Source organism: Shewanella polaris, assembly GCF_006385555.1.
Classification (GTDB): Bacteria; Pseudomonadota; Gammaproteobacteria; order Enterobacterales; family Shewanellaceae; genus Shewanella; species Shewanella polaris.
On sequence record NZ_CP041036.1, the window covers coordinates 2,368,474 to 2,395,120 of the forward strand.

19 protein-coding genes are annotated in these 26,647 nt (G+C 39.1%); 12 read left to right on the top strand and 7 right to left on the bottom strand.

What is annotated here, in order from left to right:
* The first annotated feature begins 4 nt into the window (after positions 1–4).
* The 3 genes from FH971_RS10335 (at position 5) to eco (ending at position 7,072) form a co-directional block, all read left to right on the top strand.
* Complete coding sequence (locus FH971_RS10335; protein ID WP_140234243.1) at positions 5–3,184, top strand: efflux RND transporter permease subunit; 3,180 nt, start codon at positions 5–7, stop codon at positions 3,182–3,184.
* Between the two features lie 319 nt (positions 3,185–3,503).
* Entirely contained in the window at positions 3,504–6,206 is a 2,703-nt protein-coding gene (locus FH971_RS10340) for a bifunctional acetate--CoA ligase family protein/GNAT family N-acetyltransferase (RefSeq protein ID WP_137227058.1), read from the top strand.
* A gap of 317 nt (positions 6,207–6,523) precedes the next feature.
* Positions 6,524–7,072: a serine protease inhibitor ecotin gene (gene eco / locus FH971_RS10345; RefSeq protein WP_140234244.1), complete on the top strand. Its 549-nt coding sequence runs from the start codon at positions 6,524–6,526 to the stop codon at positions 7,070–7,072.
* Between the two features lie 218 nt (positions 7,073–7,290).
* Here the strand turns inward: eco and FH971_RS10350 are convergent, their stop codons facing one another.
* The 5 genes from FH971_RS10350 to pssA form a co-directional block, all read right to left on the bottom strand.
* Complete coding sequence (locus FH971_RS10350) at positions 7,291–7,566, bottom strand: hypothetical protein (protein ID WP_137227056.1); 276 nt, start codon at positions 7,564–7,566, stop codon at positions 7,291–7,293.
* Complete coding sequence (locus FH971_RS10355; RefSeq protein ID WP_240778254.1) at positions 7,563–9,572, bottom strand: RecQ family ATP-dependent DNA helicase; 2,010 nt, start codon at positions 9,570–9,572, stop codon at positions 7,563–7,565. The genes FH971_RS10350 and FH971_RS10355 overlap by 4 nt, the downstream gene beginning before the upstream one ends.
* Positions 9,573–9,689: 117 nt before the next feature.
* Positions 9,690–10,043: a hypothetical protein gene (locus FH971_RS10360; RefSeq protein ID WP_137227055.1), complete on the bottom strand. Its 354-nt coding sequence runs from the start codon at positions 10,041–10,043 to the stop codon at positions 9,690–9,692.
* A gap of 162 nt (positions 10,044–10,205) precedes the next feature.
* A complete protein-coding gene (locus FH971_RS10365; protein WP_420853414.1) occupies positions 10,206–11,006 on the bottom strand; it encodes a tRNA-uridine aminocarboxypropyltransferase in 801 nt (266 codons plus the stop codon).
* A 71-nt stretch (positions 11,007–11,077) separates the two neighbouring features.
* A complete protein-coding gene (gene pssA / locus FH971_RS10370; protein WP_140235565.1) occupies positions 11,078–12,418 on the bottom strand; it encodes a CDP-diacylglycerol--serine O-phosphatidyltransferase in 1,341 nt (446 codons plus the stop codon).
* Between the two features lie 744 nt (positions 12,419–13,162).
* Between pssA and dacB the strand changes: the two genes are divergently transcribed.
* The 4 genes from dacB (at position 13,163) to katG (ending at position 20,646) form a co-directional block, all read left to right on the top strand.
* A complete protein-coding gene (gene dacB / locus FH971_RS10375; RefSeq protein ID WP_167496006.1) occupies positions 13,163–14,713 on the top strand; it encodes a D-alanyl-D-alanine carboxypeptidase/D-alanyl-D-alanine endopeptidase in 1,551 nt (516 codons plus the stop codon).
* Positions 14,714–14,955: 242 nt separating this feature from the next.
* Positions 14,956–16,368, top strand: coding sequence for a TonB-dependent receptor (locus FH971_RS10380; protein WP_140234246.1), 1,413 nt, complete (start codon positions 14,956–14,958; stop codon positions 16,366–16,368).
* 284 nt (positions 16,369–16,652) lie between these two features.
* Positions 16,653–18,227 carry a putative bifunctional diguanylate cyclase/phosphodiesterase gene (locus FH971_RS10385; RefSeq protein WP_140235566.1) on the top strand — a complete coding sequence of 525 codons (1,575 nt, stop codon included), beginning with the start codon at positions 16,653–16,655 and terminating at the stop codon, positions 18,225–18,227.
* Positions 18,228–18,465: 238 nt separating this feature from the next.
* A complete protein-coding gene (katG, locus tag FH971_RS10390) occupies positions 18,466–20,646 on the top strand; it encodes a catalase/peroxidase HPI (protein WP_140234247.1) in 2,181 nt (726 codons plus the stop codon).
* A 97-nt stretch (positions 20,647–20,743) separates the two neighbouring features.
* Here the strand turns inward: katG and pgm are convergent, their stop codons facing one another.
* Both pgm and seqA read right to left on the bottom strand, forming a co-directional pair.
* Positions 20,744–22,387 carry a phosphoglucomutase (alpha-D-glucose-1,6-bisphosphate-dependent) gene (gene pgm / locus FH971_RS10395; protein WP_140234248.1) on the bottom strand — a complete coding sequence of 548 codons (1,644 nt, stop codon included), beginning with the start codon at positions 22,385–22,387 and terminating at the stop codon, positions 20,744–20,746.
* 74 nt (positions 22,388–22,461) lie between these two features.
* A complete protein-coding gene (gene seqA, locus FH971_RS10400) occupies positions 22,462–23,088 on the bottom strand; it encodes a replication initiation negative regulator SeqA (RefSeq protein WP_140234249.1) in 627 nt (208 codons plus the stop codon).
* Positions 23,089–23,390: 302 nt separating this feature from the next.
* Here seqA and FH971_RS10405 point away from each other — a divergent pair, with 302 nt between their 5' ends.
* The 5 genes from FH971_RS10405 to earP all read left to right on the top strand — a co-directional run bounded on the left by FH971_RS10405 (position 23,391) and on the right by earP (position 26,619).
* On the top strand, positions 23,391–24,164 hold the full coding sequence (locus tag FH971_RS10405; RefSeq protein ID WP_140234250.1) for an alpha/beta fold hydrolase: 774 nt from the start codon (positions 23,391–23,393) through the stop codon (positions 24,162–24,164).
* A 97-nt stretch (positions 24,165–24,261) separates the two neighbouring features.
* Complete coding sequence (locus tag FH971_RS10410; RefSeq protein WP_137227048.1) at positions 24,262–24,483, top strand: DUF2788 domain-containing protein; 222 nt, start codon at positions 24,262–24,264, stop codon at positions 24,481–24,483.
* Positions 24,484–24,491: 8 nt separating this feature from the next.
* Complete coding sequence (gene ybfE / locus FH971_RS10415; RefSeq protein ID WP_137227047.1) at positions 24,492–24,764, top strand: LexA regulated protein; 273 nt, start codon at positions 24,492–24,494, stop codon at positions 24,762–24,764.
* 51 nt (positions 24,765–24,815) lie between these two features.
* Complete coding sequence (gene fldA / locus FH971_RS10420; RefSeq protein ID WP_137227046.1) at positions 24,816–25,343, top strand: flavodoxin FldA; 528 nt, start codon at positions 24,816–24,818, stop codon at positions 25,341–25,343.
* Positions 25,344–25,431: 88 nt separating this feature from the next.
* Positions 25,432–26,619, top strand: coding sequence for an elongation factor P maturation arginine rhamnosyltransferase EarP (gene earP, locus FH971_RS10425; RefSeq protein WP_140234251.1), 1,188 nt, complete (start codon positions 25,432–25,434; stop codon positions 26,617–26,619).
* The last annotated feature ends 28 nt before the right edge of the window (positions 26,620–26,647 follow it).

The following is a 26,647-nucleotide window of genomic DNA, read 5'->3' on the forward strand; positions in this document are numbered from 1 at the left end:
TATCATGGCAGATACTAATAAAGGCATCATTGCTTGGTTTGCCCGCAATAGTGTGGCAGCAAATTTATTGATGATCATCATCATACTTGGCGGCTTATTAACCGCCAATACCATCCGCAAGCAGTTCTTCCCAGCAGTTGAAGTTAATTGGATACAATTCAGCGCAGTTTATCCAGGTACTGCACCACAAGAAGTGGAAGAAGGCATTACCATTAAAATTGAACAAGCCTTAGAAAGTGTTCAAGGATTAAAACGGGTCATTACGTATTCTAACCGCAATATGGCGCAGGGATATTTTCAGGTTGAAGATGCCTACGACCCACAGGTCGTATTAGAAGAAGTAAAGTCAGAAATTGACTCAATCTCAACCTTCCCCGGCGGCATGGAGCCTCCAAAAGTTGAACGGATTAAATTTCGCCAAGAAGTGATGTATTTAAGCCTTTATGGTGACTTAAACCAAAAGCAACTCAAAGATTTAGGTGAACGCATTAATGATGAAATCATGCAACTGCCTGGCGTTAACATTAGCGAATACTATAGCGGTTTGAGTTATGAAATTGGCATAGAGGTCAGTAAAGACCGTTTGCGCGAATTTGGCTTAACATTTAACGATGTGGCTGAGGCCGTTCGTGGTTATTCACGCAACATGTCTGCTGGACAAATTAAAGCAGAAAATGGCTACATCAATTTACGTGTTCAAAACCAAGCCTATGTTGGTTACGAGTTTGAGCAGCTGCCGTTATTAACCTTAGATGATGGAACTAAGATTTTATTGGGTGATATTGCCAGCGTAAATGATGGTTTTGAAGAAGGCATTCAATACTCAAAATTTAATGGCAAAAATTCAGTGACCTTTTTCATTGGTGCAGCTAAGAATCAAAGTATTACCGATGTTGCTGATACTATTAATACTTTTGTTGAAAAACAACAAAAAATACTACCACAAGGTGTAAAGCTCGAACCTTGGGTAGACATGACTTACTACTTAGATGGTCGTTTACAGTTAATGCTCGACAGCATGAAGAGTGGTGCGATATTAGTCTTTATTATGTTGGCTTTATTTTTACGGGTTCGATTAGCTTTTTGGGTGATGATGGGTCTGCCAGTGTGTTTCTTAGGCACTCTACTTTTTATGCCAATGGGTTTTATCGACGTCACCATTAATGTTATTAGCTTATTCGCCTTTATTTTAGTGCTGGGGATAGTGGTCGACGATGCCATTGTGATGGGCGAAAGTGCCCACAGTGAATCTGAAGAACACGGTCAAAGCATTGAAAGCGTTATTCGCGGCGTTAAAAAAGTCGCTATGCCTGCAACTTTTGGGGTCCTGACGACTATTGCAGCGTTCTTACCCATCACAATGGATGACGGCCCCTCTTCGGCATTTGGCCAAGCAATTGGTTTTATTGTTATTTTATGTTTATTGTTTTCATTAATAGAATCAAAGTTGATTTTACCTGCGCATTTAGCACATATGAAAAAACCAACAATCGTTAAACCCGGCTCAAAGAACCCAATAGATTGGCTGCGTAACGGCGTCAATTTTGTTCAAGGCAAAATTGATCGTGGTTTAAATATCTTTATTAAATCTGTCTATCGCCCTTCCCTAGAATTAGCCGTTGAGTATCGCTATGCGGTTATTATGCTATTTATTAGTTTGATCTTGCTCTGTGTTGGGCTGTATATGGGCGGTGTCATCCGCTTTATCGGTCAACCTAAAATTCCACATGACTTTCCAAGAGTCACAGTTGAGATGAATGTTGATGCATCAGAAAAGTCGACGCTAGCTGCGGCATTAGCTATTGAGCAGACGTTATATGATGTTGATAAAAAAATAGAACAACAATACGGTCAGAAAATGATTTCTGATATGCAGGTTGATCTAAAAGGGCAAACTACTGCTGAAGTGATGACCAAATTAGTCGACCCATCACTCAGACCAATGGATACTTTTGCTTTAGCTGATTTATGGCGTAAGGCGATGCCACAAATTCCAGGGGTTAAATCGTTCAGCATTCAAGACAGCTTAATAGGCGGCGGTCGTGAAGACGGTGATATTAGCTTCAGACTTGAAGGTAAAGATGAAGCTCAGTTAGTAGCAGCGTCATTAGCCCTTAAAGACAAGCTTAATTCACTTAAAGGCGTCAGCGATGTTAACGACAGTCGTCAATCTAGTGCCAAAGAAGTACAGTTCCAATTGAAACCGTTAGCCAACGCATTGGGCTTAACCTTAGCCAATATTGCTTCGCAAGTGGGGAACAGTTTTTACGGTCTTGAAGCACAGCGTATAATTCGCAATGGTGAAGAGATCAAAGTGATGCTTCGTTATCCGGAAGAACAGCGTAATTCAATTGCACTGGTTCAAGATGTCATGATTAACACCCCACAAGGTGCTGAGTTACCCTTATCTGAAGTGGCGGAAATTAAAGTGGTTCAAGGCGTTAACAGTATCCGCCGCGAAAATGGTAACCGCACCATTAATGTCTGGGCCAATGTTGATGCTGATCAGACAGAACCGTTTAAATTGGCGAAGGATATCCGTGATAACTTTATGCCAGAGTTACTGACAAAATACCCTCGTGTGCATAGTGAAGTTTCTGGCAGTATTCAAGAGCAATTAGACAGCGCAGATACCCAAATGCGTGACTTTATTTTATCGCTATTGCTCATATACAGCTTGTTAGCTATTCCACTACGCTCATATATTCAGCCCGTTATGATCATGTCCGTTATCCCGTTTGGTGTTATCGGATCGGTTATGGGACATCTTATCTTAGGCATAGATTTAAGTGTGTTATCGATGTTCGGTATTATTGCCGCTGCGGGTGTAGTAGTGAATGACTCGTTAGTGATGGTGGACTATGTCAATAACTCCAGAAAAGCTGGCGTGCCGATGAAACAGGCTGTTCTTAATGCTGGTTGCCGCCGTTTTAGGGCTATCATGCTTACCTCATTGACAACATTTATTGGGTTAGTGCCAATTATGGCAGAGACCAGCATGCAAGCCCAAATGGTGATCCCTATGGCGGTATCATTAGCCTTTGGGGTACTGTTTGCGACTGTGGTGACCTTATGCCTCATTCCATGTTTGTATATTGCCATTGAAGACGGAAAAGCATTGATCCGCAAAGTTATCAATATATATGCCCCTGCCCCAGCTAATACTGCAACCGAGCAGTATTAACTCCGGTGGAAATCATCAATACCAGCAAGATTAAATAACAACAATGACAAAGGGCCTTAAAGGCCCTTTTTTGTCGCTGTTTTTTATGACCATGTTCTATTGAAAAGAGTGTATGCGCTAAAATCAACCCTAGCTCATTGCATTTATGCTGCTACTATTAGTGGTTAAAGTTTGGCTGAGCAATTGGTTTTATTAATAAAATATCAACTGACTAAAAATGTATCTTTAAGGTTATTCGGTAAAATATTATGCTAGTCTAGGTTAAACGAATCAGGTCAACCTCACCGTGTTTATTGCTAGCCAACTAAGGTAACAATTTATGAGTCAACGCAGCATTAATGCCTTGTTTAAACCCACTTCAGTAGCGGTTATTGGCGCCTCAAATGGTAATAAGCGCGCGGGTAAAGCAATCATGAAAAACCTGCTTTCTAGCGGTTTTTCTGGACCAATAATGCCCGTCACCCCTAAGTACACAGCAGTTATGGGCGTATTGGCTTATCCCAATATTGAAGCATTACCCATTAAACCCGATTTGGCCATCATTTGTACTAATGCATTAAAAATTCCTCGTATCGTTGAGCGCTTAGCTCAGTTTGGTTGCAAAGTGGCTATTATTATTGCCTCGGGTATGGCATCTCAAACAGACGAAAATGGTAATAACCTACTAGATTTAACCAAACAATATGCCAAGCGATACGGCATGCGTTTGTTAGGCCCAAATAGTCTGGGGATGATTTTACCTACGATAGGGCTTAACGCCAGTTTAGCGCATGCTGGTGCAATTCAGGGGAAGATAGCCTTTGTCTCACAGTCAGCGGCAATCTGCACCACAGTTCTGGATTGGGCCAACAATAAAGGTATTGGCTTTTCATCATTTATATCATTGGGTGATGCCACCGATATTGACTTTGATGAGTTACTTGACTATTTAGGCCGTGACAGTAAAACCAGCGCCATTATGTTGTATATCGATTCGATTAATGAAAAACGTCATTTTTTATCAGCTGCCCGTGCCGCCTCACGTAATAAACCTATTTTTGTGATTAAATCTGGTCGCAGTCGTGAAGGAGTACAAGCTGCAATGCTTCATACTGGTGGCGTTGGCGGCAATGATGCTGTTTATGAAGCAGCCTTTAGACGTGCTGGTATGTTAAGAGTTAATGATTTAATCGAATTGTTTGCAGCAGTTGAAAGTCTTGCTCATTCGGCTCAGCTTAAAGGTGAGCGATTGGTCATTATGAGTAATGGCGGTGGCCCAGCAGTGCTTGCCGCAGATGAATTAATCATAAAAGGTGGTAAATTAGCTAAGTTGTCAGATAAAACCGTCGATGAACTTAATGCTATTTTACCCAGCACCTGGTCTAAACAAAATCCTATCGACATGATTGGCGATGCCGATAGTCAGCGCTATGCAGACACATTAAAAGTTCTGATGAGCAGTAATGATACAGATACTATTCTGGTGCTACATTCACCGTCTGTGTTAGGAGAAAGTGTTGAAATTGCCAACAGTATTATTGACACCATTAATCAACATCCTCATCGACATCGATTAAATATTCTCACTAACTGGAGCGGCGAAGATTCGGCTTATCTTGCCCGCAAGCGTTTCACTAAAGGAGGTATACCGACCTATCGGACCCCAGAAGGTGCAGTGAGAGCTTTTATGCACATGGTTGAATACAGTCGCAACCAAAAATTATTACAAGAAGTGCCGCAGTCAATACCTGATAACATTCCCACCGACAGCAAAACCGCACGAGCATTATTGCAACGCGCATTAGATAATGGTCAAACAGTGGTTGAAACCCATCAAGCCGGAGATATATTAAAAGCTTACGGCCTAAATACCATTGATACTCGTTTTGTTAAAGACGTAGATGAAGCGGTAAATGTTGCCAACCAAGTGGGATATCCGGTGGCATTAAAAGTACAATCGCCCGACTTGCTGTATAAATCTGATGTTCATGGTGTGGTGTTAAATTTAGACTCAGACGAAGATGTTAGTCACGCGGCGCATTCGATTATAGATCGTGTGCATCAAATTAATCCTTCGGCCAAAATTGACGGATTAATTATTCAAAAAATGGCCTTAACTGCTGGCGCGCAAGAAATTAGAGTGTCGGTGATTAATGATCCAGTATTTGGCCCAGCTATCTGTTTAGGTGAAGGTGGATCTGAATGGGACCCTACACGTGATGCAGCCGTTGCCCTGCCTCCGTTGAATATGGCGTTGGCACGTTACATGGTGATCCAAGCGCTTAAAACGCAAAAATTGCATGACCGTCATTTACCACTTGGTCTCGACATGAATGCCTTGTGCGTAATGCTAACTCAAATTTCGCACTTGATAATTGATTGTCCTGAAATAGCTGAAATAGACATTAATCCTGTTTTGGCTGCTGGTGAGAAAATAACATTATTAGACGTTAATATGCGCTTGCATGATACCCCACAAGACAACATTAACCGATTGGCTATTTTGCCTTACCCTAAAGAATTAGAACAATCCACCACCTTAAAAAATGGCCTTCATGTCATGTTAAGACCCATTCTGCCAGAAGATGAACCCAAGCACTTGGACTTTGATAATTCATTAAGTGATGAAGACAGATACAAACGTTATTTTGGAGTCAGATCGCAAATGACGCATGAAGAAATGGCGGTGTTAACTCAAATTGATTATTCACGTGAAATGGCATTTATTGCAACCACTATGACAGAAGATGGTGAAGAGCTTACTTTAGGGGCTGTAAGAGCCTCTATCGACCCCGACAATACTGAAGCCGAGTTTGCCATGGCGGTACGTAGTAATTATCAAGGTATTGGCTTAGGTAAATTATTGCTTGAAAAACTCATCGCCTACTACAAAACCAACAATACAATTGCATTAACTGGATTTACTATGTTTGAAAATCGTAACATGGCGAATTTAGCTAAATCGCTTGGCTTTACCGTATCATTTGATATGGAAGAACATCTCATTAAAATGCAAATGCAACTTCAACCCAAAGAAAAATAATCGTTATGTTCCTAATCTAAAATAGGATTCATATTTAATCGATTACAAGATGCCAGCAATGACTAAAATGGACTTTATGTCATTGCTATAAGTCATCAATTTTATTTATAGATTCGTTCAAGTCCATGTAAAAATGCATTTTTTTGTTCTGCAACTACACAACTCGCCATAAATTTGAATAAATATAACCCTTTTAGTGCTACAGAACGTTTACTGAATATAACAAGGACAAATTGACTAATTATACCAACCACAATAATTATCTGTTTTAGTATGATGAACGGTAACATTGAAGTGAATCATTAAAAGGAAAATATATGCTTAAATTACCACTTTCTCTAACTATATTACTCATCTGTGCCACAACGATAATGACTTGTTTATACTCGCCATTTGCCCATGCGGCCAATCCAGAAGGTAAGATAAACATTGTTAGCACAGTAATGAATTCCGATGATTATCAAGCATTAAGCGCGACCAAAATGTATCCTGTTCCTGAGGCCGGAATGGTGCAACATATTCTCACCTTACCGGCTCTCAATAACGAGCAACAATACCTACTGGAGGTACAAATAGGCCAACAGAAAATGGTGGATTGTAATAAGGTCAGACTTATCGGAGAAATAAGCAGCTTATCATTGCCTGGTTGGGGATACATTTATTATCAAGTCGACAATATTATTCAAGGCCCTAATACGCTAATGATGTGTACAGAACCCAAAAAAGAAAAATTTATTGTTCTCAATAAAAGTATGACTCAGCCTTATGACAGTCGACAACCGATAGTTTTTTATTTACCTGAAGGTACTGATTTACGTTATCGAGTATGGGAAACTGCAAGCGATTATGTGTTTAGTGGACAATAACCCAATCAATTAGAGCTAATAGCCATTTTGTCAGTCAAACAGTTGAATGTAGACAGATAATATCTAAACTTATTCATTAGTTCAGTGCCAATATTATCATGTAAGAAAAATCAAACACTAAAATGGTTCATTTATAATTAAATAACTTTACTACACTAAAATAAATCATTCATTAATGCTCAGTACACTTGATGTGTACAGAACATTAAGCATTGATGTTAATAGCGGCGAACCCTAACGACTTGCATAATTTCAATTTCAAACCCGCCCACAACTTCTTTTGATGGGTAATAAATCAAATTGACTTTATGGTCTAACAAACTCTTGAATCGTTGAGGTCGTTTGTATTTAAATGGCACATCGCAATCTTTAATCATCAAGGTTTGCAAAAACCATTCTCCAACTTGACGCTGAATATGAGATACCACAGTAACGCCTTCACTTTGTATTAACTCACCATGTCGCTCTAACAATATTTCAGGAACAGGTTTCATGAATTTACCTTCTTAACAGTATCCAGAATATCTTGATATCGATAAGCACTAAAACGTCCAAAACCTTCTAATTGCTTAACTTTCAAGCGACTAAACATTGGCATGACCATTCCAGCAAGGAATTTAGCCTGCGTAGCAATGGATGGAGTGGGTAACGATTTTGCCTGAGCCACTAACGTTAATGGTTCAAGCAATGTTGTAACAGTGGCTGAGTCTGGTAACGGAGCCAAAGCTTGTTTTGATAATATTGCAATTTGCCCACGACAAACGCTGCAGTGTCCACAGGCTTGTGGCACCGAGTGATCATCGAAATATTGAGCTAAATTGGCACTTAAACAACGATCAAGCTGAAAAAAATCGACTAGCTTACCAATCCGTACAATTTCTTTATGTTCATTGTCACTAAAATATTGACTGAGTTGCGATGTCAATTGTTGTAATTGCTGCGGGGTTGCTAGTGCCTGCTGTTGTACATCATACACTTGAGTGATTTTTTTTGTTTCAAGAATTATCGAATTCTGATCAGCTAAATAATCTAATGCTGCGACAACCCGCTGTCGATCACAGCCATGTTGTTGATATAAACTATCGAAATCGAGAGCGCCCCATACCTTTTTAAATTGTGTATGGCTAAAAATCTGATTCAGAAACTGCTGGCGATCGTCATTGAATCGACTAAGAATAAGCTGTTGATCTTCTACAAACCGATATTTAAATTCTGCAAAATAAGCATAACTTGGACGGATCACACCTAATAATTCTAATTGCACAAAGAGAGTTTTCAACGGCAATGATCGAATATTACACGCTGTAGACAATGGTGATTCTTGTACTTCCCAACGGCCATTCTCGGTCTCATTCGCGATTATAGTTAACAACTGATCAATATTGTGTGGTTCAGGCGTATCACCGTAAACAAAATTCTCAACAGTATTCAATCCGTCTAAGTTAGCTAACGTAACACAATGAGACAAATGTCCATCTCGCCCTGCTCGGCCAATCTCTTGGCTATAATTTTCGATAGACTTAGGTAAATCAAAATGAATAACAAATCGAATATCTGATTTATCAATACCCATTCCAAATGCAATTGTAGCCACTATTACTTGAATTTGATTGTCCATAAATTGTTGTTGAATACGTTGACGGACAGTTTGATCCATACCCGCGTGATAAGCAGCAGCATTGATACCTTGACGTATTAAGTGTGCTGCTACGTCCTCAGCAGTCTTCTGTAAGGTTACATAGACAATACCGGCACCAGTATACTCTTTTACGGTCTCGACAAGCTGAGCGAGCTTATGCTGCTGGCTGATGGCAATAACTGACAAATCTAAGTTAGCTCGATAAAAACCGGTTTGTATCACCTGTTGTGTTGATAAACCAAAACGCTTAGCCATATCCAATTTAACTTGTTCTGTCGCCGTTGCGGTCAATAGTAAACTTTGAGGAATTGAAAATTCTTGACAGTATTGCGGAATTTTTAAATAGTCGGGCCTAAAATTATGCCCCCATTCAGAAATACAATGCGCTTCATCAACCACCAGCAGAGAAATCGGAACAGACTTAAGGAATTGCCTAAATCGTTCATTCTTAAAACGTTCAACGGACACCATTAAAATCCGTGTGCGTTGCTCACGAACATCACGCATGACTTGTTGAGTTTGATCATAGGTTAAACTTGAATCGATACTGGCAGCCGCAATACCCTTACTTGCTAAAAAAGCCAACTGATCTTTCATCAATGCTAATAAAGGTGAAATAACCAAGGTCAAATGAGGTAATTGCTGAGCACAAAACTGATAACACAATGACTTACCTGAACCTGTCGGGAAAATGGCTAACGCTGAATGACCAGATAATATGGTTTCAATAACCGCTTGTTGGCCTTCTCTAAACCCATCAAAACCAAATTGTTGCTGTAATAATTGATGCAACCCCTGATGATCAAGAGCCAGTGCATTGTCGTCTGCTTTTAAGACTTGTTGGTGTGCTAAAGGGGTCATATAAAATCCTGATAATAACCCCAAATGATAAGGGCCTGTTGATCTTTGCCGGTTAATTTTTGTTCGAGACAAAGCAATTAACGATGTAGGAATTTGGCAATGAACAACAAGATTACATTAACGTTTACGGGCAATATATTGGTTGATCAATTGTGTCAGTTTATCTTCAAAACGTTCTTCAATTTCATCAAGGTTTTGACTGAATGATTCAATAAATTTAACGGCTTTGTCGCGTGATAGCACCTTGCCTGCAAGACTGTATTGTATTTCAATCAAGTTTTTGTCAAATCGAGGAGCCAAAAACCAATGGCAAACATCAGAATTCAAGTTAACTAAGGCTTGTTCGGCAACATGACAAAAAGTGTCAATATGATTGACACCATCAGGTCCTAAGCAACCCGGTTCAAGACGAAACAAAATCACTAGTTTTTTAGTGCTGATTTCTCTTGCACTGTTTATCAACTCTTCCATAGTGTTTACGACAAAGTCCTTAATAAAAAGATTTATACATTAAGTTTGAAGCCTCATTTACCAAAGTAAACATAGATCATAGGCGTTCAGTTAGCATCCCGCAATCGAACTCAATATGCAAATGTTTAACTGCAATTAATCGGTTTAATAGCGCAAAATCGACTATTCAACGCCATTGTGACTGGCTTTTAAAGCTTGATTGAATGCATCAATAAACTCAGAAATTGGTATTATGGTCTCTTTTAATCGACGGTTACGTCCCAACAACGAAGATTCAACAAACAGATCAAACCAAGTGGCTAATGCTAATCCGTTTTGCGGTTCTTGAGCTGCCGTTAATGCCAATGCCGCGACTTCAGCGGTACCGAGCTGAAAATCATGACTTCCTTTACGTAGCGCATAAGTTGCTAAGGTATCTGGTGCGAACGATAACACTGGCATTTTCTGCAAATACGGGCTTTTACGATACATTTTGATTGCTTCACGCCAACTACCATCAAGCATTACCAACAGTGGGGTTTTAGTTTGACCTTGTTCAATTGATAAGTCTGCGGCCGTTATTTGTTCCACAATGACTTGATCGCTCTCAACATATTGTTGGGGAAATACTAAAAATGGTTGGTATTTCGGATGATCTAATAACGCTAACATTGCACTATCTGTATCTGTTCTAGTCCATAAGAACGCATGAGTGTCCGGAATTAAGTCAGCAATTAAACGGCCACTATTGGTGGGTTTTAAGACTTCATCGTTATACATTATCAACATAAAGCTGACGTTTGTATTTAAATATTGACGATATTGACAGGTACAAAATAATTCACCCAAACGGCACAAATTACACCTAATTAGCTTTTTTCCGCGGGCACCATAAGGTTTTGTCGACAGTGATTTACGGTATTCATACAAACGATGAACAGCATGAATAGGAGGCTTGCACACTTTGGTTGACGTTTCTGACATTTAAAGGCTCTGAGATGAAAAAAATTCACCACCAATGTTGGTGGTGAATAATAATAAACATTTACAACTGGCTATAAAATACGACGCAATAAAAAATCTGCTTTTAACCGACGAATTCGGTTCATGATTTTCTTCACTGGTTTAGGGTATTTTTGCAAGGTATCAATTTGGCTGTAATGATATAAACGCTCAGTGTGGAGCAAAATATGCTGTTGCTCTTTAATAAAAGATTCTTTCCAACAACCACTCTCATCATGCAACAATAAACCATTCTCTAAATCTAAAGCCCACGCTCGAGGGTTTAAGTTTGAACCCGTGATGAGATGTTTACGGTTATCAGCGCTGATCCCTTTTAAATGAAAACTATTAATACCATTTTTCCATAAATGAATATTGAGCTGACCATTTTCAATTGCCCACTGTTGATTTTTAGCAAACTTACGCAGCGATTGTTCGTACATGTAGGGCAAAGCACCAATGGTGGTAAAATCTTGATCGGGTGGAATATAAAAATCGTTAGCGGTTTTGTCACCTACAACAATATCAATTTTTTTGCCTTCACGCAGATGCCTGGCTAATGCACGAGTTAATACGGTTGGCGGGTTGAAATACGGCGTACAAATAAAAAGTTCTTTAGAGGATGAATCGACTAACTGAACAATAGTGTCATTCAACTGATTATTTTTTCGACCTAATCCTATTAATGGTGTAACGCGATTGCCTTCTGTGGTTGAGGCATACTGATAACGAACATGAGACAACCGGTGCTTAAAGCTTTTTACATCGTTCTTCTCTGGGTTATCTTCATTGCTAATCGTTTGACTTAATATACTCACAGCAGGATCGCTAATAATGTGTTGTTTTATCATGTCACGCATACTGCGGGCCAACTCAGGGCAATTTATGACATGGTATCGATCAAAACGATATTTTTCTTGTTGCTGTAAATAAATATTGTTAATGCTCGCGCCACTGTAAATAACAGTGTCGTCAATAAGAAAACCTTTAAGGTGTAACACCCCCATAAATTCACGAGACTTAACTGGCACACCAATAATGTCAAACGGGTGTGTAGCTTCGTCCATTAATTTACGGTATAAAATATAGTTGCCGCTGTCGCCTTTTTGGCCAATTAATCCTCGGCGGGCACGATGATAATCAACTAATATTTTTATATCTAACTGTGGGTTTTGAGCTTTTGCGTCTAATAACGCCTGCAATACTTCACGGCCAGCTTCATCATCTTCAACATATAATGCTGCGATGTATATTGAAGAAGTTGCCGATGCAATTTTAGTTAATAAGGCTTGCTTAAAATCTTTTGGATTAAGCAACCAAGACACAGCATCTGCATTTAGGGCAATACCACCTAGCTTATCCAGCAAGGCATCCTCCTTAAAATGGGTGGCCATTACAATAATTGGTAATGGGATTACATTAAAAAACATCACAGCGATATATTTTAATTGTGAGCACGCTGATGAAATATGTAGCCAATACTATTTGCCATGTTTATACGCAAATGTTTAGCGTCGAGTTGAGGGAGTTATTCAACTTCTACCTCATTCATGATGTTTCTGTTAACGCCATATCGATAGTGTTCGCGAGACAGCATCATAAAAATAAATCTAGCAGTATGATAATAAATCGTAGCAATTCTCTCTGCTCAACTATATAAATCACCAGTTATAATTTGCAAATTTGCTGCTACTATCACGCTAAGGTATCACTTTTATAACTGTTGCTTGAGTTTGGCATTCTATCAAGCTGATAGAAATTACCGACTAACAAGGTGATGAGCAAGATTTTTCTCACTTAGCAGCGGTTTTAGTGCACTTTTTTGTCGATAATTAGAGCATGATAACTAGATTGCTGGTTAACTAGGCAGCTTAGGAGACCGCCAAACATGGATAAATACATTTTAAAAAAACTTAAAATAGGTAAATTTAAGCAAAAATCATCAAATGCGTATCAGCAGAGGATATCATCAGCTACCATAACTTATCGTTAATAAATTCATGATGTAGGCTTTTATGACCGCAATGCTTTGCTTTCTCCTTCGGCCTCAGTCATCTTATGAGAATCACACGTGGAATTTTACTCGAACTTTATGGCTATTAAGTGCTTTTATTGTTTCAAGTATGCCTTGTGTTGTTATGGCAGAAGAACCCCTTAGCCAGTCAGCACTCAATCAACAACAAACTCCATCGACCCAAATCAATCATATTAACCAGCAACCTGCTGCCTTGTATTTAAATAATATGCTGCAGTTACTAAAACCAATGCATTCACAGTTAGGTATAACCGTTTGGGATATGTCTAATCAAAAAATGGTATTTGAGTACAACAATCAATCATTAATGCAACCGGCCAGCGTTCAAAAACTGTTAACCGCATTAGCGGCAACCAAGCAATTAGGTAAGGATTTCAGCTACCAAACTCGATTAACGACCTTAGCACAACAACCGCTTGATAAAAGCCAAATTGAAAATGGTATTTACTCAGGTGATATTTATATCGAATTTAGCGGTGACCCGACCTTAACATACCAAGATTTGCAGTTGTTACTCGCTTCCTTAAGTAATTTGGGGATTACTGAAGTGACAGGTAATATTATATTGGCCAGCGATCAAGATAGCCAATTGCAGGCACCAGGATGGGTTTGGGATGATTTAGGGATCTGTTATGCTGCCCCGATTTCACCTTATATTATTGATAAGAATTGTGTTTATGGTCGATTAGCCACAACAGGCTACAATAAAATAGCTAAGATCACCATGATGGGAAATAGACCAATTGAAATCACTAATGATGCTTATTTTGTCACACCAACCATTAATCGTGCAGTGGCGATCCCCGCAGTTAAGCCATTAACCGATGATACTGATGCTCTCCCTTCGCACTTAACTGAGTCCGTGCCACAATGTCATCTAACCTTGCGTCGCTTCGATAATAACCGTTATCACCTTAGTGGCTGCCATGTTGGGGCTAAATCATTACCATTAGCAATAGCCATTACCGAACCACAACTTTATGCTCAACAAATAGTAGCTAAGCAACTCGCTGCTTTAGGTATTGTACACAAGCAACCTATTACTGTAGGAAAATTGAGTACGGAACCAGAGTTTATTGCTCAACGACAAATTATCGCCAGCCACCAATCTGCGGCGTTACCGCAATTATTAGAAACCATGTTACTAAAATCAGATAATTTGATTGCCGACAGTTTATTGAAAAAGCTGGGAGAAGATTATTATCAGGCACCAAGTGATTTTGCTCGCAGTAGTCAAGCATTGAAAACGATTCTGTACTCAATTGGCATTGACTTATCCAATGCAAATATTGCTGATGGCTCAGGTTTATCACGTTATAACTTACTCACGCCTGAGCACGTATTAACCGTACTTACCACTTTGTATCAACAACCTGAATACCGTTTCTTGCTTGATTTATTACCAGAATCAGGTGTCAGTGGTACCTTACGCTATAAACGATATTTCAATAAGTCTCCGTTGAAACATCATGTGTTTGCCAAGACTGGCAGTATGCTAGGTATTGCTAACTTGGCTGGCAGAGTTAATGTCAGTAATGGTCATGACTATTTATTTGTATTATTCGAAAATGGTTTGAGCCCACAAATTAAAAAACAACAAAAGGCACCTTTTTCTGCGGTTTTTTTACAAACCATGATGGACTTGCCTAGATAAGAAGATGAAGCCGCAATGCATTAAGCTTGTGGCGATCATTTTCCCGTCATTAATTGCTCTAATGCCACCAGCCAAAACAACATAGAAAAAGCCGTTACGATTAATCTCCTACGTAACAATAATTTTGCTTAATCATCTTATATCTACACTAATTTCCATTCAGCACTGGCACATATTTTAACTTGCTATAACATTGCTATCAGTAAGTTAAAAATTTCAATGTTTTACCGGGTGGGTTTATTATGGATAAGCAAGTCAGTTCTCGTGGCACAAAAGAAAAAGCACTTCGTTTAAATTTAGACGAGAAAAAGTACGGAACCATTGTCGAGATTGGTGCTGGTCAAGAAGTCGCGCGTAACTTTTTTGTTGCGGGTGCTGCAGCAGGAACGATAGCGAAAACCATGTCGGCCTACGATATGAAATTCTCAGATGCCATTTATGGTGTTCAAGAAGATGGCCGATATGTGAGTAAGGCCCGTGTATTAGCCATGATGGAACAAGAATTCGATCTCGTTGTCGATCGTGTTGGCAGTGTACGCTCAAAATCATCGCGTTATTTTAGTTATGCCACTACTGTATCGGCCAAAAGTTTTAATCGTAAAAACGAATGCCATGCATGGTGTGGCGTGCGTATTCAAATGTACCCAGGTGCCGAACCGTCTAATATAATCGTTCACGTTCGTATGTTTGATGACAGTGCAGAAGCACAACAACAAGCGTTAGGTATTTTAGGGGTTAACCTAATTTACGCCAGTTACTACTATTTTGAAGACCCAAAGAAAATTATTGATTCGTTAACCGACAGCTTGAAAGCCAATCGAATAGAAATTGACTGTATCGACTTTCAAGGTCCCTACTTTGAAGATGTCGACAATCAGACAAAAAACATTCATCTTATTCGCAGCTGGAAAACCCGCGCTATCATGTTCAAAGCAGATGGTAATGTCGCTATACCAGCCGATATGCTTTACAAAAAGAATGTATTAACCATTCGCGGGTCATTTAAACCAGTGACTAATCTCAATGTCGATATGATAGAGCAAGGCTATAAAGCCTTTTCCTTGCTCGAAGGTGTTAATAATAAAAATACTGTTTTGATCGCTGAAATTTCGTTAAACGATCTACACGGTAAAGACGCCAACATGACAGAAAAAGACATCATGGAGCGAGTCAAGTTACTGAATGTTTTAGGTTACAACGTAATGATATCGGACTACACCCGTTATTTCTCATTACGTGCTTATTTCCGTCAATATACCCAATTACAAATCGGTATCGTGGTGGGCATTGTTAATATTAAACAGATTTTTGATGAAGAATATTATCGTGGTATGGAAGGCGGTATTCTCGAAGCCTTTGGTAAGTTATTCCCTGATAATACCCGCTTGTTTGTCTACCCCGAACGAGATGAAAAAGACGAGCTCAATGACTTAAATACTGTCAGTGTTCCCAATAATCTACGCTATTTATTCCGCCATGTAATCGATAATGGTTTTATCACCAGTATTGAATCTAGCAATCCTGATTTGTTCAATATTTTTTCTCGTGAAATTTTACAGCAAATTTGTCGAGGTCAAGGAGAATGGGTGGACGCGGTTCCAGAAGCTGTCAGTAAGGTCATTATGGAACAAAAATTATTCGGCTATCGTGGATAATAACAGCATATAAATGTGACGCTATCACTGCGTTGCTATCACTAAGTTAAATCTCTTATCATTAATTGATTTCATTTTTAGTTTTATTACGCAAAAAACGATTTAGTACACTATCTTATAGAATGGCTAACCTAATTTGGTTAGCCATTTTTTTTACAGATAATTTTTCTCCATTATCCATTCACTACGACTTAAGAAATGTTAACTCACCCGTCCCTTTTAACGATAGGAACTTGCGATTGTTACAGATATTATCTTTATCCATGGTTATATTAGGGATCAGTATGCTGGTCTTCAGCTTAAGATCAGTAAATGAAATATGTATTAAGGATAATACTAGTGGTTGGCGCATCCTTAGAGCACTGATCATCTTTTTCGTATTGGGTTATATGGGGATATTTTATTACCTGTGTAAACAATCTGATTTTATAATATCCGATGTCATATTTTGTATTATCATGTTGTTTGGTGGTGCATTTGTGGTCTTAGTGACTCGGCTAAGTTTATTGAGTTTACTGAAAGTTGAAAAACTTATCATCAATGAACGCACTATTGCTCTACACGATAGCTTAACAGGCTTACCAAACCGCCAATACTTAATGAATTCATTAAGTCATCATGTCAAAATTGGTTTTCCATTTAGTCTATTAATGATTGATTTAAATCGCTTTAAACAAGTCAATGATGCATTAGGACACTATTATGGTGATTTACTGTTAATCGAAGTCGGTAACAATGTGGCTGAACAGTTACCCCATGACGCCCAGCTATTTAGATTAGGCGGGGACGAATTTGCCGTGATTGTCACTCAAAGCGAATTACCAAAAGTAGAAGAAACAATCAATGCTATTCATCATGCGCTTGAGAGTGCATTTTGCATTGAGAGTTATGATTTATTAGTGGGTGCGAGTGTTGGTGTTAGTCATTATCCAAGCCAGGCGAGTGAAATAGGTCAACTACTACAACAAGCTGATATTGCAATGTATGCCAGTAAAAAAATGGCAACTGAATATACCCTCTATGACAATACCCTTGAAAGCAATGCTGTTGAAAAAGTCAATATTAGTGCCTCGTTAAAACGCGCTATTGAAAATCAAGAGTTTGAACTCTGGTATCAACCTATTATTAACCTTAGTGACAATAATCTGTATGGTGTTGAAGCGCTTATTCGCTGGCCTCGAACAGATGGAAGTTATACCGCACCTAACCTATTTATACATATTGCCGAACAAACGACACTGATAAACCAGATAACCGATTGGGTTATGCTGCAAGTATCAAAAGACATGGAATATTTTGACTCCCTGAGTGTATCTTTGTGTATTCATATCAACTTATCCGCGAAAGATTTGCAAGATCCAAAGCTTATCGAGAAAACGAGCGCATTACTAAAGAATAACCTTTCATCACAACAAGTCATGTTTGAAATTACCGAAAGTGCGATGATGACTAACATTGAACAAGTTAAAACAACCATGGCAGTGATTACTGCAGCAGGCGGAACGTTCAGTATTGATGATTTTGGTACCGGATTTTCATCCCTAGAACTATTACGTGACCTGCCCGTTAAACAAATTAAAATTGATCGTTCTTTCATCAGTAATATTCATCATAAAGATGCTGATCTAGCCATCGTTAAATCAGTGATATTTTTATCGCAACACCTAGAATGTGTGGTGGTAGCTGAAGGTGTAGAACAATTAGAGACAGTCAATATCCTCAAATCATTGGGTTGTGACTTAGCTCAAGGTTACTACTACGCTAAACCTATGCCAACAAAAGATTTCAGAAACTTTATCAAAAATAAAGGGCATATTCCTCATGACAAAGCTCTACAAATCAATGAGCTGATTAGGTGATCTAGATCATAATTTAACCGGTAATTATAACTTAATCTCATCAGTCATGAACTATGGTTTGGTTAAATAACATTAGAATTTACTAGTAAGTATTTATATATCAATAAAACCGATTAGTGGAACCTAAAAATTTCATTTTTATATGTAATGACGATAAGTTAGGCTATTTATTCAATATTAGTATTTAACAAATTTAGTCAGTTTATTTTTTGCGAGTTTAATTATAAAGGAATATATCATGGACAAATCCAATCAAGGCAAGTGCCCTGTTATGCATGGCGGCAATACGTCGAACGAAACCAACAATATGGACTGGTGGCCCAAAGCACTCAACCTCGATATTCTTCACCAACATGATACAAAGACCGATCCAATGGATCCAACATTTGATTACCGCGAAGCTTTCAAAAGTCTCGACCTCACTGCAGTTAAACAAGACTTGAGCACGTTAATGACTGACAGCCAAGACTGGTGGCCTGCAGATTGGGGCCATTATGGTGGATTGATGATCCGCATGGCTTGGCATTCAGCCGGGACTTATCGAATTGCTGATGGTCGTGGTGGAGCAGGAACAGGCAATCAACGCTTTGCACCACTCAATAGCTGGCCAGATAACGTTAACCTCGATAAAGCGCGCCGACTACTTTGGCCAATCAAAAAGAAATATGGCAATAAACTCTCTTGGGCAGATTTGATCATTTTAGCTGGTACTGTTGCCTATGAATCTATGGGGCTCAAAACATTCGGTTTTGCTGGTGGTCGTGAGGATATTTGGCACCCAGAAACAGATATATACTGGGGTTCAGAAAAAGAATGGTTAGCGACGAGTGACTCAGAAAACAGTCGTTATTCAGGTGAACGAGACCTTGAAAATCCATTAGCCTCTGTGATGATGGGATTAATTTACGTCAACCCGGAAGGTGTAGATGGTAATCCTGACCCACAAAAAACAGCAAATGATATTCGTATCACGTTCGAACGTATGGCAATGAATGACGAAGAAACCGTCGCCCTAACCGCTGGTGGCCACACAGTAGGTAAATGTCATGGTAACGGCAATGTAGAAAATTTAGAAGCAGACCCTGAAGGTGCTGAACTTGAAGACCAAGGTTTAGGTTGGTTAAACAAGACCAGTCGTGGCATTGGCCGAGATACAGTTTCCAGTGGTATTGAGGGTGCGTGGACCACACATCCAACTCAATGGGACAATGGCTACTTTGAACTATTGCTTAATTACGATTGGGAGCTTAAAAAAAGCCCTGCAGGTGCATGGCAATGGGAACCAATTAATATCAAGGAAGAACATAAACCTGTAGACGTTGAAGACCCATCAATTCGCTTGAATCCCATTATGACAGATGCCGATATGGCGATGAAAATGGATCCTGAATATCGTAAAATTTCCGATCGTTTTTATAAAGACCCTGCATATTTTTCAGACGTATTCGCACGGGCGTGGTTTAAATTAACCCACAGAGATCTAGGGCCAAAAAGTCGTTATCTTGGTACCGAAGTCCCTAATGAAGAGTTAATTTGGCAAGACCCAGTCCCAGAAGTTGACTATAGCTTAACAGAGCAAGAAATTAGCGAGCTAAAGGCTAAGATCTTATCTAGTGGATTAAGTGATGCAGAACTGATCGCTACTGCATGGGACAGTGCCCGCACCTTCCGTGGCTCAGATTATCGTGGTGGTGCCAATGGTTCGCGTATCCGTTTAGCGCCACAAAAAGACTGGCAAGGTAACGAACCGGCAAGATTACAAAAAGTGTTAAATGCTTTAACGACAATTCAAGCTGGATTAGCGAAACCAGTCAGTATTGCAGACTTAATAGTGTTAGGTGGTACTGCTGCGGTTGAAAAAGCAGCCCATGCTGCAGGTGTTAATGTAAAAGTGCCATTTTCAGCGGGTCGTGGTGATGCCACACAAGAACAAACAGATATAGAATCTTTTGAAGTGTTAGAGCCATTGCACGATGCGTATCGTAATTGGCAAAAGAAGGACTATATCGTTCAACCAGAAGAAATGATGCTTGATCGTACCCAACTTATGGGCTTAACCGCACATGAAATGACGGTATTAGTGGGCGGTATGCGAGTATTAGGTACCAACTACGATAACACTCAACACGGTGTATTTACTGACAATGTTGGTGTGTTAACAAATGACTTTTTTGTAAACTTAACGGACATGTCATACACTTGGAAACCTGCAGGCAATAACTTATATCACATAATTGACCGCAAAACAGGCAAGATGAAATGGACTGCCACTCGAGTTGACTTAGTCTTCGGTTCAAACTCAATATTGAGATCTTATGCCGAAGTGTATGCTCAAGATGATGCTAAGGAAAAGTTTGTTAAAGACTTTGTTAAAGCCTGGACCAAAGTGATGAATGCAGATCGATTTGATCTAATTTAATATAACGTCTATCCAATGACCACGAGTCATAAAAAAAGCACTGTGAATACTCAACAGTGCTTTTTTATTTCAATTAATTAACTCAATAGAACATTAATTAACCTTTTAGTGCTTGATCAATCATTTGTTGTGCTTGAGTGATAATGTCATCTAGATGTTGCTGGCTAATAAAGCTTTCGGCATAAATTTTAAACAAAGCTTCTGTCCCAGAAGGACGTGCGGCAAACCAACCATTTTCAGTAGTGACTTTAATGCCACCAATGGCAGCATTATTACCTGGCGCATGACTTAATATTGCGGTAATAGCCTCACCAGCTAATTGGGTATCACTAAAGCTATCAGCGTTTAATTGTTCAAATTTGGCTTTTTTCTTAAGGCTAATAGGGCTATCGATACGACTATAAAAACTTTCACCAAACTGATCCGTTAATTCTTTATAACGTTGTGCAGGCGTTTTACCGGTTACCGCTAAAATTTCAGCGGCAAGCAAGGCCAAAATAAACCCGTCTTTGTCGGTACACCATGTGCTGCCATCTCGTTTTAAAAATGCGGCACCAGCACTTTCTTCGCCACCAAAAGCAATGGTGCTATGTGCCAAGCCATCTACAAACCACTTAAAGCCCACGGGTACTTCCAAACAGTGACGACCCAACGCGTTACATACGCGGTCAATCATTGCACTAGACACCAAGGTTTTTCCAACGGCCAATGAAGCAGACCATTGTGGGCGATGTGTCATTAAATAATCAATCGCAACCGCTAAATAATGATTAGGATTCATTAAGCCATAACCTGGGCAAACAATACCATGACGGTCATAATCGGGGTCGTTACCAACACATAAATCAAAATCTTCACTGCGCGCTAATAATCCAGCCATGGCATAAGGTGACGAACAGTCCATTCGAATTTGGCCGTCCTTGTCTAGGCTCATAAAACCAAATGTAGGGTCAACTTTGTTATTCACTAAGGTAATATCAAGGCCATATTTTGCTGCAATCTTGTCCCAATAATAAATACCAGAACCACCTAGAGGATCAACACCGATGCGAATATTAGCTTTTTTAATTGCGTCCATATCAACAACGTCAATAAGAGAAGCAACATAGGGTTCAATAAAATCAACCTCATCAACCCAACCAGATTGAACCGCTACGCCGTAATTAACCTTTTTAACCCCAGAAAGTTGATTAGCAAGGTATTCATTGGCCTTGGTTTCAATGATTTTGGTGATGTCACCCTCAGCAGGACCACCATGAGGTGGATTATATTTAATTCCACCATCCTTAGGCGGATTATGTGATGGTGTTATGATAAGTCCGTCTGTTAGTGCTGAAGGTTTACTGGCGTTAGCACTGACAATGGCATGTGACACTACAGGAGTTGGCGTAAAACCATCATCTGTTTGAATCAACATTTTGACTTGATTGGCAGTTAACACTTCAATAACAGACAAAAATGCCGAATAAGATAATGCGTGAGTGTCAAAACCGACAATCATAGGACCTGTAATACCAACAGATTGTCGATAATCGACCACAGCTTGAGTGATGGCCCAGATATGGTTTTGATTAAAACTGGCCTTAAACGAGCTACCACGATGTCCCGATGTCCCAAATGACACTTTTTGCTGAACATCTTCCACATTAGGTATAATGCGATAATAATAACTCATCAATTTAGGAATGTTCACTAAATCCGTTTGTAAAGCTTGCTGTCCTGCACGTGGATGAATGGCCACTTGTAGTCTCCTATTATCAAATCATTATTTTATCTAACTAAAAAATTGTCAGTGTGGATAACATCAATCACCGATTAAATATGTTCAGCAATCATTTTGGCCTTTTCACTATCACAACCTAAGTGTTCTAACACTTCGATCAAAATATTTTGTTTTTTAGCAGTATTATTATTGGTCGTTACCCAAAAACCGCTGGTTGCGATTTCTTTAGGATTTGAAGATTTACTTGACGCTAATAAAGCCTGTTTAGAACAAGCAAAGTACAAACGACCTTTGCCTTGGATATTTAAGACTTTATCAAAATCACTACCAACAACTGTTTCAAGGCTGCTTAATAAGTACATAAAGCGACCGACAGCACCTTTTTGCTGGCTCAATAAATGTTGATTTACAATAGAGTCAAAGTCAATCACTTCTGTAGATAAGGAATTTTCATCTAATGTTTTGTGTTGACTAGGAATTTTTTGTTCCGAAATAACCTTTTCAACCGCTATTTTAGCTTGATTAAATACGTGTTCTCGATTTTGTACAGGTGCAGATTCTAAACTGGGTTGACTAATATCAATGGGTAAACTTATATCAACATCTTCTACTGACAAGTTCAATAACCGACGTAAAATATCTGAAGCACTTTCGCCTATGCGTTCGGTCTTGCTGGCAATAAAGCGATAAAGTTCTTCGTCAATTTCTATGTATTTCATCAGAGTCATCCTTTTTCTATCAGTCTTTGTCACTACTGGAGCCAATATCATGCTGCTGTAGATTAATTAGGGATCGCAGATCAAATTATTATTAATGAGATCAAAACATATCGTTCCAGTGTAAGCCATGCTTAACCTACTAATAAAGTAGCAAAATCATTATATGCATTAAATGACTAAAAATTTATTAAAAGCAGTATAAAATATAAGCAATATTTGTTGTGACTGCCACAAAACTTGATTTGACTGGCCAGTTGCAGCAAAATCTTCAGCATTAATCGTTTTAACGAGCTTATTGCTGTATGCATTATGTAACTTCCGGTCAAGGTGAAGCCGTTCTGTTAATTCATGGACTCTTTGGTAATCTTGATAATCTAAAAAATCTTAGTCGTGTCCTGGAAAAACAACATCAAGTCATACGGGTTGATGTGCCCAATCATGGTTTAAGTGAACATTGGGATAACATGGATTATCCACAATTAGCCAATGCCATGATTGCTCTTCTTGACGATTTACACATTAAACAAGTCCATGTTGTTGGCCATTCAATGGGCGGAAAAATTGCAATGGCAATGGCACTTTTGCATCCTGAACGAGTAATCAGCTTAGTCGTAGCAGATATCGCTCCAGTGGCATATAGTCCAAAACATCAAACGGTATTTGCTGGGTTAACCAGTTTAGTATTAGACAGTGCCACCACTCGCCAATCTGCATTAACCCATTTAATGGATGCAGGCATTGATGAGCCCACGTCTCAGTTCTTACTAAAGAATTTACAACGCACTGACAGCGGTTTTGAATGGAAAATGAATTTACCTGGGTTAATTCATTCTTATAACAATATTATTGGTTGGGATTTGCCATTAAATAATGACAGTCATTTTAATAAGCCTACACTATTTTTACGTGGCGGTGATTCAAACTATATAACGGCTGCATATCGTGATGACATTATGCGTCAATTCCCCCATGCCATTGCTAAAACATTGAATGGCACAGGCCATTGGTTACACGCACAAAAGCCAGAAATATTTAATCGTATTGTGTCCGAGTTTATTGAACAAAACCAAGGGTAAATTTTAATATTTACCCTTTAGAATATAGCCGATGCCAACGTGATGTGGTATATTCTCGCCCTCTTTTCGCCAGACAGTTAATTGCGAAGGTAGAAGTATGTTAAACCAATACATGGAACAAATTGAAGCAGTAGGCTTAAACTTGTTTTTTGCATCGATATTCTTTTTTATCGGCATGGCTATCCATGATGTGCTTAAACAAGGTGATGTGCCTAAATTTGGTCGATTTATTGTTTGGTTAGTTTTATTCCTTGGCTGTGCCGGGTTTATTGCAAAAGGTATTATTCAGATGACCTGGGAAGGCTCTGGGATCGGTTAAAGAGTACAATGGCAAAAGAAACAACAGATAGAACGACTATTGATCTTTTTTCCGCAGAAACGCGCCGAGGGCGTCCGAGAAGTAACCCTCTTTCTCGAGATCAGCAATTAAAGATCAATAAGCGCAACCAAATTCAGCGTGATCGCGCTAACGGTTTAAAGCGAATAGAGTTAAAAGTGTCACAAGATTTGTATGATGCCTTGAACCAACAAGCTTTGAACAGTAACATCAGCCGTAGCCAGTTAATCGAATTTATTCTGCAACAGCAACTCGACAACTGAGACGTTTTTAGAACATCGCACAACGCGAATTAGATATTTAAAGGATAGACAATGGCAACTGTAGGTCTTTTTTTCGGTAGCGACACTGGTAACACCGAAGCTGTAGCCAAAATGATCCAGAAAAAACTGGGTAAAAGCATGCTCGATGTCAAAGACATCGCAAAGAGTACCAAAGAGCAAATTGCTGAATATGATTTGTTAATGTTTGGTATTCCAACTTGGTATTACGGCGAAGCACAGTGTGATTGGGATGATTTTTTCCCGGAACTTGAGCAAATTGACTTTACCGACAAATTAGTCGCTATTTTTGGTTGTGGTGACCAAGAAGATTATGCTGAATATTTCCTTGATGCTATGGGCATGATCCGTGACATCGTAGAGGCTCGTGGTGGTATCATTATTGGTCATTGGCCATCAGAAAGTTACAACTTCGAAGCATCTAAAGGCATGGCAGATGACAAACACTTTGTCGGGTTAGGGATTGACGAAGACCGTCAACCAGAGCTAACCGAAGAACGTGTTGACGGCTGGGTTAAGCAAATTTATGAAGAAATGTGTTTAGCTGAGTTAGAAGACTAACCAAGCACATATTTTTATGATAAAAAGCGGCTTTATTGCCGCTTTTTAATGTCTAACGTTTACCTTTAAATGTTAAGTAACCATCAATATGCCAACCAATAGTTCTTGTTTAACTCAACATCATTGGGATATATTTTGTACCGTTGTCGACAACTATGGTGATATAGGCGTCACTTGGCGTTTGGCTAAACAATTGGTAGCAGAATATAACATTCCGATTAATTTGTGGGTTGATGACTTACTGAGTTTCTCACATATTTTACCTAAACTTGATATTAATAAAGCACAGCAATCATTTTTTGGCGTGAATATATTTCAATGGAATAACCCTCTAGATATAGAATTTAAATCTGGGGAAGTCGTTATTGAAGCTTTCGCCTGTGAATTACCTTCACAAGTTAAGGGTCAGATTGAACAACTGCATCACCACTCAGATACCCATGCCCCAACTTGGCTTAACCTAGAATACCTCAGTGCTGAAGATTGGGTTGATGGTTGCCATGGGCTACCATCATCACAACCTAATGGCGTTACAAAATGGTTCTATTTCCCTGGTTTTAGCGCTAAAACGGGTGGTCTTATTTGTGAACGTGATTTATTTAACCAACGTGATGAATGGCAAGCTGACCCTAAACATAAATTAGCATTATTCAAGCAACTGGGTTTACAAGGTATTAATGCTCAGGATACGGTTATCAGTGTCTTTAGTTATGAAACAGAAGCATTAACCGCTTTATGTCATTTATGGCAAGCATCACCGACTCCAGTTCATGCGCTTATTCCTAAAGGGCGTAGTTTGAATAGTATCCAAAGCTTATTACCTTGTGCCATTGAAGATTTGATACCCGGTCAACAATTTATAATAGGTAGCTTGACCCTACATATATTGCCGATGACGGATCAAAATGGCTTTGATCGCTTGCTATGGAGCTGCGATTTTAATATTGTGCGGGGTGAAGATTCATTTTTACGTGCTCAATGGGCTGCAAAACCTTTTATATGGCACATTTATCCACAAGAAGATGATTATCACCTGGTAAAATTACAAGCTTTTATACAAATTTACTGCGATAATCTGGCTCCAGAAATTGCTACTACTTGGTCTGAGGTGAATTTGGCCTTCAACCAAGGGAATACAAACGCGGTAGTAATGCACTGGCAACACTTACTTTCTGTTAATTTGCCTTTAATGCAACATGCTATTAAATGGCCAATTAACGCGTTAAATGATGCAGATCTTGCGAGTCGACTCGTTCAATTCGTTAACAATAGCTAAGATACTGCTCTATAAATAAAAAAAGTCC

Excerpts from the sequence above, each read along its gene's own strand:
- pssA (WP_140235565.1), bottom strand. The coding sequence starts at position 12,418 with ATGGCCACCCATTTTAAGGAGGATGCCTTGCTGGATAAGCTAGGTGGT.
- FH971_RS10360 (WP_137227055.1), bottom strand. The coding sequence starts at position 10,043 with ATGGAAGAGTTGATAAACAGTGCAAGAGAAATCAGCACTAAAAAACTA.
- ybfE (WP_137227047.1), top strand. The coding sequence starts at position 24,492 with ATGGCAAAAGAAACAACAGATAGAACGACTATTGATCTTTTTTCCGCA.
- FH971_RS10380 (WP_140234246.1), top strand. The coding sequence starts at position 14,956 with ATGGATAAGCAAGTCAGTTCTCGTGGCACAAAAGAAAAAGCACTTCGT.
- FH971_RS10385 (WP_140235566.1), top strand. The coding sequence starts at position 16,653 with ATGCTGGTCTTCAGCTTAAGATCAGTAAATGAAATATGTATTAAGGAT.
- FH971_RS10355 (WP_240778254.1), bottom strand. The coding sequence starts at position 9,572 with ATGACCCCTTTAGCACACCAACAAGTCTTAAAAGCAGACGACAATGCA.
- earP (WP_140234251.1), top strand. The coding sequence starts at position 25,432 with ATGCCAACCAATAGTTCTTGTTTAACTCAACATCATTGGGATATATTT.
- eco (WP_140234244.1), top strand. The coding sequence starts at position 6,524 with ATGCTTAAATTACCACTTTCTCTAACTATATTACTCATCTGTGCCACA.
- katG (WP_140234247.1), top strand. The coding sequence starts at position 18,466 with ATGGACAAATCCAATCAAGGCAAGTGCCCTGTTATGCATGGCGGCAAT.
- seqA (WP_140234249.1), bottom strand. The coding sequence starts at position 23,088 with ATGAAATACATAGAAATTGACGAAGAACTTTATCGCTTTATTGCCAGC.
- FH971_RS10405 (WP_140234250.1), top strand. The coding sequence starts at position 23,391 with ATGCATTATGTAACTTCCGGTCAAGGTGAAGCCGTTCTGTTAATTCAT.
- fldA (WP_137227046.1), top strand. The coding sequence starts at position 24,816 with ATGGCAACTGTAGGTCTTTTTTTCGGTAGCGACACTGGTAACACCGAA.
- FH971_RS10335 (WP_140234243.1), top strand. The coding sequence starts at position 5 with ATGGCAGATACTAATAAAGGCATCATTGCTTGGTTTGCCCGCAATAGT.
- FH971_RS10350 (WP_137227056.1), bottom strand. The coding sequence starts at position 7,566 with ATGAAACCTGTTCCTGAAATATTGTTAGAGCGACATGGTGAGTTAATA.
- FH971_RS10340 (WP_137227058.1), top strand. The coding sequence starts at position 3,504 with ATGAGTCAACGCAGCATTAATGCCTTGTTTAAACCCACTTCAGTAGCG.
- dacB (WP_167496006.1), top strand. The coding sequence starts at position 13,163 with ATGGCAGAAGAACCCCTTAGCCAGTCAGCACTCAATCAACAACAAACT.
- FH971_RS10410 (WP_137227048.1), top strand. The coding sequence starts at position 24,262 with ATGTTAAACCAATACATGGAACAAATTGAAGCAGTAGGCTTAAACTTG.
- FH971_RS10365 (WP_420853414.1), bottom strand. The coding sequence starts at position 11,006 with ATGTCAGAAACGTCAACCAAAGTGTGCAAGCCTCCTATTCATGCTGTT.